The organism is Arthrobacter sp. NEB 688 (genome assembly GCF_013201035.1).
Taxonomy (GTDB): Bacteria; Actinomycetota; Actinomycetes; order Actinomycetales; family Dermatophilaceae; genus Phycicoccus.
This window is the reverse complement of record NZ_CP053707.1, coordinates 3,602,251-3,612,330: the sequence shown is the minus strand read 5'-3', so window position 1 is coordinate 3,612,330 and position 10,080 is coordinate 3,602,251. Positions and strand designations below refer to the sequence as shown.

Annotated in this window: 13 protein-coding genes; 12 read left to right on the top strand and 1 reads right to left on the bottom strand. The window is 73.7% G+C overall.

The annotated features are described in order from the left end of the window. Window positions 1–118 precede the first annotated feature (118 nt). The 8 genes from HL663_RS17030 to HL663_RS16995 all read left to right on the top strand — a co-directional run bounded on the left by HL663_RS17030 (window position 119) and on the right by HL663_RS16995 (window position 5,179). A complete protein-coding gene (locus HL663_RS17030; RefSeq protein ID WP_173029462.1) occupies window positions 119–1,348 on the top strand; it encodes a TadA family conjugal transfer-associated ATPase in 1,230 nt (409 codons plus the stop codon). Further along, window positions 1,345–2,214: a type II secretion system F family protein gene (locus HL663_RS17025; RefSeq protein WP_173029461.1), complete on the top strand. Its 870-nt coding sequence runs from the start codon at window positions 1,345–1,347 to the stop codon at window positions 2,212–2,214. The genes HL663_RS17030 and HL663_RS17025 overlap by 4 nt, the downstream gene beginning before the upstream one ends. Further along, entirely contained in the window at window positions 2,211–3,140 is a 930-nt protein-coding gene (locus HL663_RS17020; protein ID WP_173029460.1) for a type II secretion system F family protein, read from the top strand. The genes HL663_RS17025 and HL663_RS17020 overlap by 4 nt, the downstream gene beginning before the upstream one ends. Before the next feature lie 17 nt (window positions 3,141–3,157). Further along, window positions 3,158–3,364: a hypothetical protein gene (locus HL663_RS17015; RefSeq protein WP_173026457.1), complete on the top strand. Its 207-nt coding sequence runs from the start codon at window positions 3,158–3,160 to the stop codon at window positions 3,362–3,364. A gap of 11 nt (window positions 3,365–3,375) precedes the next feature. Next, entirely contained in the window at window positions 3,376–3,762 is a 387-nt protein-coding gene (locus HL663_RS17010) for a TadE family protein (RefSeq protein WP_286175744.1), read from the top strand. A 47-nt stretch (window positions 3,763–3,809) separates the two neighbouring features. Beyond that, window positions 3,810–4,238: a pilus assembly protein gene (locus HL663_RS17005; protein ID WP_173029459.1), complete on the top strand. Its 429-nt coding sequence runs from the start codon at window positions 3,810–3,812 to the stop codon at window positions 4,236–4,238. Continuing rightward, a complete protein-coding gene (locus HL663_RS17000; protein WP_173029458.1) occupies window positions 4,235–4,699 on the top strand; it encodes a pilus assembly protein TadG-related protein in 465 nt (154 codons plus the stop codon). The genes HL663_RS17005 and HL663_RS17000 overlap by 4 nt, the downstream gene beginning before the upstream one ends. Before the next feature lie 135 nt (window positions 4,700–4,834). Further along, window positions 4,835–5,179 carry a hypothetical protein gene (locus HL663_RS16995; protein WP_216842612.1) on the top strand — a complete coding sequence of 115 codons (345 nt, stop codon included), beginning with the start codon at window positions 4,835–4,837 and terminating at the stop codon, window positions 5,177–5,179. 334 nt (window positions 5,180–5,513) lie between these two features. Here the strand turns inward: HL663_RS16995 and HL663_RS16990 are convergent, their stop codons facing one another. Further along, window positions 5,514–6,251 carry a FadR/GntR family transcriptional regulator gene (locus HL663_RS16990; RefSeq protein WP_173029457.1) on the bottom strand — a complete coding sequence of 246 codons (738 nt, stop codon included), beginning with the start codon at window positions 6,249–6,251 and terminating at the stop codon, window positions 5,514–5,516. 156 nt (window positions 6,252–6,407) lie between these two features. On the opposite strand from HL663_RS16990, the gene HL663_RS16985 reads away from it, so the two are divergent. The 4 genes from HL663_RS16985 to HL663_RS16970 all read left to right on the top strand — a co-directional run bounded on the left by HL663_RS16985 (window position 6,408) and on the right by HL663_RS16970 (window position 10,076). Beyond that, window positions 6,408–6,935, top strand: coding sequence for a gluconokinase (locus HL663_RS16985; protein ID WP_216842611.1), 528 nt, complete (start codon window positions 6,408–6,410; stop codon window positions 6,933–6,935). Next, window positions 6,932–8,335, top strand: a complete 1,404-nt coding sequence (locus HL663_RS16980; protein ID WP_173029456.1) for a GntP family permease — start codon at window positions 6,932–6,934, stop codon at window positions 8,333–8,335. The genes HL663_RS16985 and HL663_RS16980 overlap by 4 nt, the downstream gene beginning before the upstream one ends. Window positions 8,336–8,429: 94 nt before the next feature. Beyond that, window positions 8,430–9,548 carry a peptide chain release factor 2 gene (prfB, locus tag HL663_RS16975; protein WP_173029455.1) on the top strand — a complete coding sequence of 373 codons (1,119 nt, stop codon included), beginning with the start codon at window positions 8,430–8,432 and terminating at the stop codon, window positions 9,546–9,548. Between the two features lie 3 nt (window positions 9,549–9,551). Next, on the top strand, window positions 9,552–10,076 hold the full coding sequence (locus tag HL663_RS16970) for a TY-Chap domain-containing protein (protein ID WP_173029454.1): 525 nt from the start codon (window positions 9,552–9,554) through the stop codon (window positions 10,074–10,076). Window positions 10,077–10,080: the final 4 nt, after the last annotated feature.

Below are 10,080 nucleotides of genomic sequence, written 5' to 3'. Positions count from 1 at the left end.
TGCCGGTCGGGTTATCCACAGGACCATCTGAGGGGTCGCGCGCGGCGGCCCGGCGGTGTTGGGTGTACCCAGGACGTGGGCCGGACGGGCGGCCACGGGGAAGGGGGAGGTGCCGGGGATGGACGCCGTCCGAGCGCTCGAGACCGAGGTCCGCGAGCTGATCCGCCGCTCCAACCTCGACCCGGCACGCGACGAGCCGGCCGTGCGTCGCCTCGTCCAGGACGCCGTCAGCGACTACGACGAGCGGTCGATGCACGGAGGGATGGCGGTGATCCCCGACCTCGCCGCGGCGTCGAAAGCGGTGTGGGACAGCGTCGCCGGCTTCGGTCCTCTGCAGCAGTACTTCGACGACCCGCACGTCGAGGAGATCTGGGTCAACGAGCCCTCACGGGTGTTCGTGGCCCGCGACGGCATCGCCGAGCTGACGACCACCCTGCTGACCCAGGAGCAGGTGCGTGACCTCGTCGAGCGGATGCTCAAGTCCTCCGGGCGCCGCGTCGACCTCAGCTCCCCCTTCGTCGACGCCGTCCTGCCCGACGGCAGCCGGTTGCACGTCGTCATCCCCGACATCACCCGGGAGCACTGGTACGTCAACGTCCGCAAGTTCGTCGTCAAGGCCGACTCGATGGACGACCTCGTGCGGCTGGGCAGCCTCACGCCGCAGGCGGCCCGCTTCCTCGAGGCCGCCGTCGCGGCCGGGCTGAACATCCTGGTCTCCGGAGGAACCCAGGCCGGCAAGACGACCCTCCTCAACTGCCTCGCCTCCGCCGTGCCGGCGCGCGAGCGGGTGGTCACCTGCGAGGAGGTCTTCGAGCTGCGCATCCCGCACCGCGACGTCGCCTCGATGCAGTGCCGCCAGCCGTCCCTCGAGGGCACCGGCGAGGTCCCTCTGCGACGCCTCGTCAAGGAGGCGCTGCGGATGCGGCCGTCGCGGATCATCGTCGGTGAGGTGCGTCAGGCCGAGAGCCTCGACCTGCTCATCGCGCTCAACTCCGGGCTGCCGGGCATGTGCACGATCCACGCCAACAGCGCTCGCGAGGCGGTGACCAAGATGTGCACGCTCCCGCTGCTCGCGGGCGAGAACGTCTCGGCCCGCTTCGTCGTGCCGACGGTCGCCTCGTCCATCGACCTCGTCGTGCACGCGGCGCTCGAGCGGGACGGCCGCCGGACCGTCCGTGAGATCGCCGCCGTCCCCGGGCGGGCCGAGGAGGACGTCGTCGAGATCGCCGACCTCTTCGTGCGCCGGCGCGGCGAGCTCGTGCGGGCGGACGGGTTCCCGCCCCACGAGGACCGGTTCGAGCGCGCGGGGCACGACCTTGCCGCCCTGCTGGCACCGGCGACGTCGTGACCGGCCTGCTGCCGGGGCTGGCCTTCGGGGTCGGGGTGTTCCTCGTGTGGTGGAGCTGCTGGGTCCCCGAGCCGGGCGAACGCCGGCGCGCGAGCACGGTGGGTCCGCTCGAGGTGCTGCGTGACGAGGTGGTGCAGGCCGGGTTCCGGGGCCTGCGCGTCGGCACCCTGCTCGCCGCGTGCGGCGTCGCGTTCGTCCTCGTCCTCGCGCTCGGCTGGTTCGTCGTCGGTGTGCTGCCGATCGCCGTCTGCTTCGCGGCGATGGCCGGGGCGCTGCCGCTGCTCCTCGTCCGACGCCGTGCGCGCCGTCGCCGTGCGGTGCTCCGTGACCTGTGGCCCGAAGCGGTCGACAACATCGTCTCGGCCGTCCGCGCCGGGATGGCCCTGCCGGAGGCCCTCGCCCAGCTGGGCGATCGCGGACCCGAGGAGCTGCGCGAGCCGTTCCGTCGGTTCGCGGAGGACTACCGGCTGACCGGTCGGTTCTCCGACTGCCTCGACCGCCTCAGGGAGCGGCTCAGCGACCCCGTCGGCGACCGCCTGATCGAAAGCCTGCGCATCGCGCGGGAGGTCGGCGGCAGCGACCTCGGACGCCTCCTGCGGACCCTCTCGGGCTTCCTGCGCGAGGATGCCCGCACGCGCGCCGAGCTCGAGACCAGGCAGTCGTGGACGGTCAACGCGGCCCGGCTCGCCGTGGCCGCGCCGTGGGCCGTCCTCGCGATGATGTCGACGCGACCCGAGTCGGTCCAGGCCTACGCCACGAGCCTGGGGGCCGCGGTCCTCGCGGTCGGTGCAGCGGTCACCGCGCTCGCGTACTGGGTGATGATGCGCATCGGGCGCCTGCCCGAGGACCAGCGGGTGCTGCGATGAGCGACCTCGCCCGGACCGGTGCGCTCCTGGGGCTCGTCGCCGGGCTGGGGCTGCTGCTCGTGTGGGTCCGGCTGCCGCGCAACCGGCGTCGTGGGCTGTCCGACCGCGTGCTGCCCTACCTGCGTGACACGCCCCGGCCGTCGCGGCTGCTCGAGGACCGGCCGGTGGGTGGCGCCCTCGCCACCGTCGCGGCGCCGGTCCTGCGCGACCTCGGTCGTGGGGTCGACCGGGTGCTCGGGGGAGCTGCCTCCGTGAGGAGTCGGCAGCTGCGGGCGGGAGGAGCCGCGGACGTCGACCGGTTCCGCGCGGAGCAGGTGCTCTGGGGTATCGGGGCGGCGGTCGTCGCGGCCACCTCCAGCATCCTGCTGGCCGTCGCCCGCGGCGGCTCGGTCGTGACGGTCCTCCTTCTGACGGCCATCGGGTTCGGCCTCGGCGTCACCGGCGCCGACTACCTGCTCACGCTGCGCGCCGAACGGCGGGAGAGGCGGATGCTGGCCGAGTTCCCCACCGTCGCAGAGCTGCTCGCCCTCGCGGTCGGTGCCGGCGAGGGTGCGGTCGGTGCGCTCGAACGGGTCTGTCGCCTCTCGCAGGGAGAGCTGGCGGCGGAGCTGCGCCGCTGCCTCGCCGACGCGCGCGCCGGCGCGAACCTGCCGACCGCGCTCCAGGGGCTCGCCGACCGCTCCGGGCTCCCGAGCCTGCGTCGCTTCGTCGACGGCATCGTCGTCGCGGTCCAGCGCGGCACCCCCCTCGCCGACGTGCTGCGCGCCCAGGCGCAGGACGTCCGCGAGGAGGGACGGCGCTCGCTGATGGAGGCCGGGGGGAAGAAGGAGATCGCGATGATGGTCCCCGTCGTCTTTCTCATCCTCCCCGTCACGGTCCTGTTCCTCGTCTTCCCCGGCTACACCTTCTTCCGCTTCACGATCTGACCCACGAGAGGACGACCATGAGCACCTCCCACCTCGCCGCCCGACTGCAGGGCGTCGTGTTCCACACCCTCGGCCGGGCCGAGCGCCGCGCCGAACGCGGCGACGTCCCCGGCTGGGTGCTCATCACTCTCATGACCGCCGGCCTCGTCACCGTGCTGTGGGCCGTCGCGCGCGAACAGCTCGTGGCCCTGTTCAAGAGCGCGCTGTCGTCGGTGACCGGCTGACCCTCGTCGCCGTGTCCGGAACCCCACGGGCCGAGCGGGGAGCGGCCGTCGTCGACTTCGTCCTGGTGTCCGTGCTCCTCACCGCGATCTTCCTCGCACTGGTCCAGCTGGGACTCGTGCTCCACGTGCGCAACACGCTCATCTCGTGCGCCTCGGAGGGGGCCCGTGCGGGGGCACGCGCCGATGCGCTCCCCGGGGAGGCCGAGGCCCGCACCAGGTCGCTCGTCGGCGCCTCGCTCTCGGAGCGCTACGCCCGGTCGGTGCGGGCCCGCGAGTCGACCGTCTCCGGCGTCCGCGTCGTCGAGGTGGAGGTCGTCGCACCGCTCCCCGTGCTCGGGCTCCTCGGCCCCGAGGGGCGCCTCGGCGTCGTGGGTCGCGCCTTCCGGGAGGACCAGTGAGCCCCGCAGGTGGTGCGAGGACCGCACGACCTCGACATGGCGGCCGGGTGCAGCGCGCGGAGTCGGGCAGCGCCGTCGTCGAGCTCGTCATGCTCGGGGTGCTGCTGCTCCTGCCGCTCGTCTACCTCGTCTTCATGCTCGCCCGCGTGCAGGCCGGTGCCTTCACCGTCAGCCAGGCGGCCCGGGAGGCCGGGCGGGCGTACGTGACGAGCGACGTGGGGGAGGACGCCCTCGCCCGGGCCCGGGCCGCTGCCCGGATCTCCTTCCTCGACCAGCGCTTCGAGGACACGGGCACCCTGACCATCGCCTGCGACGGCTCACCCTGCCTGCGGCCCGACGGTCGGGTCGAGACGACGGCCACGGTGCGCGTCCCGCTCCCGCTCGTCCCCGCGTTCCTCGAGGACGCGCTGCCGCTCAGCGTCCCGGTCTCGGCCTCGCAGGTCTCGACCGTGGACCGCTTCCGGGTGCTGCCGTGAGACCGCCGCCGCGGGAGGTCCGCGACGAGCGCGGCACGATCACCGTCTACTTCCTCGGTCTCGTCGTCGTCGCGGTGACGCTCGTCGCCGGGACGGTCGCCGTCACGTCCGCGCACCTCGTACGCATCCGCCTGCTCGACGCCGCGGACGGTGCCTCGCTGGCCGCGGCCGGCGCCCTCGACGAGGGGGCTTACCGCGACGGGGTCGGCGACTCCGTCCCCCTGAGCACGGGCTCGGTGCGGGCGCGGGCCGCGGCCTACCTCGACTCCGTCGAGCGGCCGACCGGGGTCACTGCCTGGCGCCTCGGCCGGGCGACCGGCAGTCCCGACGGACGGACCGCCGTCGTCGACCTCAGCGGAGAGGCCGAGCTGCCGCTCGTCGGCGGAGTCCTGCGCGAGCTCGGCGTGAGCATCACGGTCCACGTCACCTCACGCGCCCGCTCGGACCTCGTCGTCCCCTGACGTCGTTCGCCGTGCCCGACGCTCGGGGCGCCGTCGGGCGGCGACGTCGCTCGCTGCGGGCCGTCGCGCCCGGCGTCGCGAGGTCGGGGGCCGAGGCCCTGCGCAGCAGAGGCCGACCGGCGTAGCGTCGGGCACGTGCCCGACCTCCCCGCCCGGCTGCGCGGCCGGTGGTGCATCCGCTCCACCGACAGCTTCCTGTCCATCGGCTCCCGCGGCAGCATCCTGTCCGTCGGCAGCGTCGGTTCGGTGCTGAGCATCGCCAGCGTCGGCAGCTTCGCCTCCGTGCTCAGCCTCGGGTCGTCGATGAGCGTGGCCTCGGCGTTCTCGAGCATGTCGATGTTCTCGGCCCTCTCCGACCGCAGCGACCGCTGCCTGCTCTCCAGCCGCAGCCGGCGCAGCGTCCTGTCCGACCGGAGCAGCGACGCCGTGCGCGGCCACCGCGAGGCGGGGGAGCGCCACCACCTGCTGCCGCTCGACTGACCGCGGGCACGACGCAGCGGGGCGGCCGGGCCCTGCTCCCGACCACCCCGCCCGTCCACGACGCCGGCGCCCCTGCGCACCGATGCGGTGGACCACGTCGAACGCCCCTGCCCGTCTCCCGGACCCTGCGAGCGGCCGACCGGCGAGCCCCTGCTGCCCGCCGTCGAGGGGAAGGAGAGGCCCCCGCCAGCCCTGATACATCCCCCCGCAGAAAACTTTCCCGCCCCTCCTCCAGCCCACTGATTGCGGGTTCCGCCGCTCGACACGCCTGGCTGCGGCGCGTCGAGCGGCGAAACTCGCAATCAGTCGGGAAACCGCTCCGCGGGAGGGGTGGTCAGGCGTCGGGGGTGGTGGCGCGCAGGGCGGCGCTGGCCTCGTCGATGATGGCCGCCATCGCCGAGGACGCGGCCACCGCATCGCCGGCGCCGATGGCCTGCGCGACCTCGGAGTGCAGCCGGATCGCGTCGGGGTTCGGGCGGGCCGGCATGAGGTCGTGGTGGGTGCGCCCGGCGAGCACCTCGTCGACGACACCGGCGAGCGCGGCGAGCATCTCGTTGCCGGAGGCCTCGAGCATCGCCCGGTGGAAGTCCTGGTCGGCGGCGAGGTAGGCGACGAGGTCCCGCGCCTTGGCCTGCACCTGCATCTCCATGACGGCGGCGGCCATCCGGGCGCACTGCTCGCCCGTCGCGCGCTGCGCCGCCAGCCCTGCCGCCACCGGCTCGACGCCGCGCCTCAGCTCCCCGAGCGAGAGCAGCTGCTCCTCGCGCCCCGGTCCGTCCAGGCGCCAGCGGATCACGGTGGGGTCGAACACGTTCCACGCCGAGCGCGGCTGCACGAGCACCCCGACCCGGCGCCGCGTCTCGACCAGGCCCATCGCCGACAGCACCCGCACGGCCTCGCGGACGACCGAGCGCGAGACGCCGAAGCGCTCGTCGAGCCGGTCGATCCGCAGCACCGAGCCCTCGGGCGCCGCGCCGGAGACGATCTCGGCGCCGAGGGCGTCGAGGACCCCGGCGTGCAGGCCCGGGGTGGGCGGGCGGCGGCCCGGCGCGGAGCGGGGAGGCGTGGCCATGCGGGCAAGGGTGCCAGACGCCGATGTAAGCCTCTGCTGGACGTGACTCATGAGACTTTCTCAGGCTCAGGGGTTGATAAAGCAGATTTATGGGTCCATCCTGTGTGACGACCCGCCCTCGACGCCGAGGGCCCGCCGACACAGGAGTCGCGCAGCATGACCACCACCAGCCAGTCCCCCCTCGTCGTCGTGATGGGGGTGTCCGGATCCGGCAAGACGACCGTGGGTGCTGCGCTCGCCCAGCGGCTCCGGGTGCCCTTCGCGGACGCCGACGACTTCCACCCGCCGGAGAACGTCACGAAGATGTCCGCCGGCATCCCGCTGACCGACGACGACCGCGAGCCCTGGCTGCGGACCATCGCCTCGTGGCTCGACGCGCACACCGCCGGCGGGGGAGTCGTCTCCTGCTCGGCGCTCAAGCGGTCCTACCGCGACCTGCTGCGCGAGCACGCGACCCACGCGTACTTCATCCACCTCCACGGCGACCGCGACGTCATCGCCGCCCGGATGGCCGGCCGGCCCGGCCACTTCATGCCGACGGCCCTCGTCGACAGCCAGTTCGCCACGCTCGAGCCGCTCCAGGCCGACGAGCTCGGCACCGCGCTCGACGTCAGCGCCCCCGTCGACGACCTCGTCGAGCACTCCCTCCAGATCCTCGCCCCGAAGGACGGCTCCCTCCGATGACGACCACCGACCTCCACGGGCTGCTCTTCCCGGCCCTCACCGCCGCCGACGAGGCCGCGCAGAGCATCCCCGCGAGCCGCCTCGTCCCGGCCGCGCTGCTCGGCATCGCGGTCATCGTCGTGCTCATCACGCGCTTCCGCATCCACCCCTTCCTCGGCCTGACGCTCGGCTCGCTCACCGTCGGCGCCGTCGCCGGGGTCGCGATGAGCGACGTCGTCGACTCCTTCACCAAGGGCTTCGGCTCCACCGCGGCCGGCGTCGGCACCCTCATCGCCCTCGGCGCGATGTTCGGCAAGCTCCTCGCCGACTCCGGCGGCGCCGACGAGATCGTCGACACCCTCATCGGCCGCTCCACCGAGCGGACCCTCCCGTGGGCGATGGCCGGCGTCGGCGCGATCATCGGCCTGCCGATGTTCTTCGAGATCGGCCTCGTCCTCCTGATGCCGGTCATCTTCCTCGTCGCCCGCCGGGCCCAGGTCTCCATCGTCAAGGTCGGCATCCCGGCCCTGGCCGGCCTCTCGGCGATGCACGGCCTCGTGCCGCCGCACCCCGGCCCCCTCGTCGCCATCGACGCGCTCAAGGCCAACCTCGGCATCACCCTCGGCCTCGGCGTGCTCGTCGCCATCCCGGTCATCGCCGTCTCCGGCCCGCTCTTCGCCAAGGTCGCCGGCCGCTGGGTCGACGTGCCCGCCCCCGCCCTCTTCGAGACCGAGGAGCGCGAGACCCGCGCGCAGCGGCCCTCCTTCGGCACGACGATGCTCGCCGTCCTCACCCCCGTCGTCCTCATGATGGGCAAGGCGCTCGCCGACATCTTCGCCGCCGAGGGCACCGCCGTCCGCTCCGCGCTCGACTTCGTCGGCACCCCGCTCGTCGCCCTGCTCATCGCCGTCCTCGTCGGGATGGCCACCCTCGGCCGCGGCGCCGGCATGGACCTCAAGGAGATGGGCAAGTCCCTCGAGGCCTCGCTCCCGCCGATCGCCGGCATCCTCCTCATCGTCGCCGCCGGCGGTGGCTTCAAGCAGACCCTCGTCGACACCGGCATCGGCGAGCTCGTCGCCGACTGGGTGCGCAGCAGCGGCATCTCGGTGCTGCTCCTCGCGTGGGTCGTCGCCGTGCTCATCCGCCTCGCGACCGGCTCGGCCACCGTCGCCACCGTCACCGCGTCGGGCATCCTCGCGCCCCTGGCCACCGGGATGCCGACCGCCGAGGTCTCGCTCCTCGTCCTCGCGATCGGCGCCGGCTCGGTGTTCTTCAGCCACGTCAACGACGCCGGCTTCTGGCTCGTCAAGGAGTACTTCGGCCTCTCGGTCGGCCAGACCTTCAAGTCCTGGTCCGCGATGGAGACGCTGCTCTCGGTCACCGGCCTCGTCGCCGTCCTGCTCCTGGGCCTCGTCGTCTGACGCACCCGCACGCCCGCGACGCGGCCCGCACCCCTCGGTGCGGGCCGCGTCCTGCGTCCGGGCCACGGGAGCCGCTCGCGTAGGCTGACCCCTCGTGGCCACCGACTTCACCCAGGAGATCAAGGACCTGCGCGGCACGATGGCGTCGGTCCGCGAGGTCACCGACCTCGCCACCCTCGAGCGGCAGATCGCCGAGTACGAGCAGCAGGCCGCCGAGCCCTCGCTCTGGGACGACCAGGAGCGCGCCCAGCAGGTGACCTCGGGCCTCTCGCGGGCCAAGGCCGAGCACGACCGCGTCACGAGCATGGACGCGCGGATCGACGACCTCGAGGCCCTCGTCGAGATGGGCCAGGAGGAGAACGACGCCGAGACCCTCGCCGAGGCCGAGAAGGAGCTCGTCTCCGTGCGCAAGGCCGTCGGCGAGCTCGAGGTCCGCACCCTGCTCTCCGGCGAGTACGACGAGCGCGCCGCCGTCGTCACCATCCGCGCGGGCGCCGGGGGCGTCGACGCCGCCGACTTCGCCGAGATGCTCATGCGGATGTACCTGCGCTGGGCCGAGCGCCACCACTACCCCGTCAAGGTCCTCGACACCTCCTACGCCGAGGAGGCGGGGCTGAAGTCGGCCACCTTCGAGGTCGACGTGCCCTACGCCTACGGCAACCTCAGCGTCGAGGGCGGCACGCACCGCCTCGTGCGGATCAGCCCGTTCGACAACCAGGGCCGCCGCCAGACCAGCTTCGCCGCCGTCGAGGTCGTGCCGCTCATCGAGCAGACCGACACCATCGAGATCCCCGAGAACGACCTGAAGATCGACGTCTTCCGCTCCAGCGGGCCCGGTGGCCAGTCGGTCAACACCACCGACTCCGCCGTGCGCATGACGCACCTGCCCACCGGCACCGTCGTGTCGATGCAGAACGAGAAGAGCCAGATCCAGAACCGCGCCGCGGCCCTGCGGGTCATGCAGTCGCGGCTCCTCCTGCTCAAGAAGGCCGAGGAGGCCGCCGAGCGCAAGGAGCTCGCCGGCGACGTCAAGGCCAGCTGGGGCGAGCAGATGCGCTCCTACGTCCTGCACCCGTACCAGATGGTCAAGGACCTGCGGACGAACTTCGAGGTCGGCAACACCTCGGGCGTCTTCGACGGCGACATCGACGGCTTCATCGAGGCCGGCATCCGGTGGCAGATCGCCCAGGACAAGGCCGCCGCCGAGGGCTGAGCGATGACCGCCGAGCACGCCGCGCCGTCCGGGGCCGCCGGGCCCACCACGTGGTCGACCTGGGAGGACGCGCTCGTCGTCGCCGTGCGCGGCCTGGCCGACGGCGCGTCCCTCACCGTCACGGCCCCGCCCGGGCACGAGCGGATGGCCCGCAGCGGCTCGCGGCTGCGCTGGCTGCTCGGCGGCGGACGTCGCCCGGTCGCGCCCTTCGTCCGGCTCGTGCGCGCCGAGGACCACCTGCGCGGTCACTGGGTCGGCTCGCCGCGGGCCGGCGGGTCCTTCCCGTGGACCCGCGAGGAGGAGGAGCGGCTCCTCGCCGACGGGTGGCACGTGCCGACCGCCACCGACGGCAAGGACTTCGTGCGCTTCTGGCCCGACGACGTCCCCAGCGGGCCCTTCCTGCCCGAGGGCGACGCCCGCCGCGCGGCCGCCGCCGTGGGGGCCAGCTTCCGGGACGTGCTCGGCGTGACGCCGGACGGCGGGTCGCCCGCCTCCGGGCTCCCCGCCGTCCGTCCCGACACCGCCTGAGGCG

Coding starts and splice junctions, on each gene's coding strand:
- HL663_RS16980 (WP_173029456.1), top strand. CDS start 6,932: ATGACGACCACCGACCTCCACGGGCTGCTCTTCCCGGCCCTCACCGCC.
- HL663_RS17030 (WP_173029462.1), top strand. CDS start 119: ATGGACGCCGTCCGAGCGCTCGAGACCGAGGTCCGCGAGCTGATCCGC.
- HL663_RS16990 (WP_173029457.1), bottom strand. CDS start 6,251: ATGGCCACGCCTCCCCGCTCCGCGCCGGGCCGCCGCCCGCCCACCCCG.
- HL663_RS16970 (WP_173029454.1), top strand. CDS start 9,552: ATGACCGCCGAGCACGCCGCGCCGTCCGGGGCCGCCGGGCCCACCACG.
- HL663_RS17020 (WP_173029460.1), top strand. CDS start 2,211: ATGAGCGACCTCGCCCGGACCGGTGCGCTCCTGGGGCTCGTCGCCGGG.
- HL663_RS16985 (WP_216842611.1), top strand. CDS start 6,408: ATGACCACCACCAGCCAGTCCCCCCTCGTCGTCGTGATGGGGGTGTCC.
- HL663_RS17015 (WP_173026457.1), top strand. CDS start 3,158: ATGAGCACCTCCCACCTCGCCGCCCGACTGCAGGGCGTCGTGTTCCAC.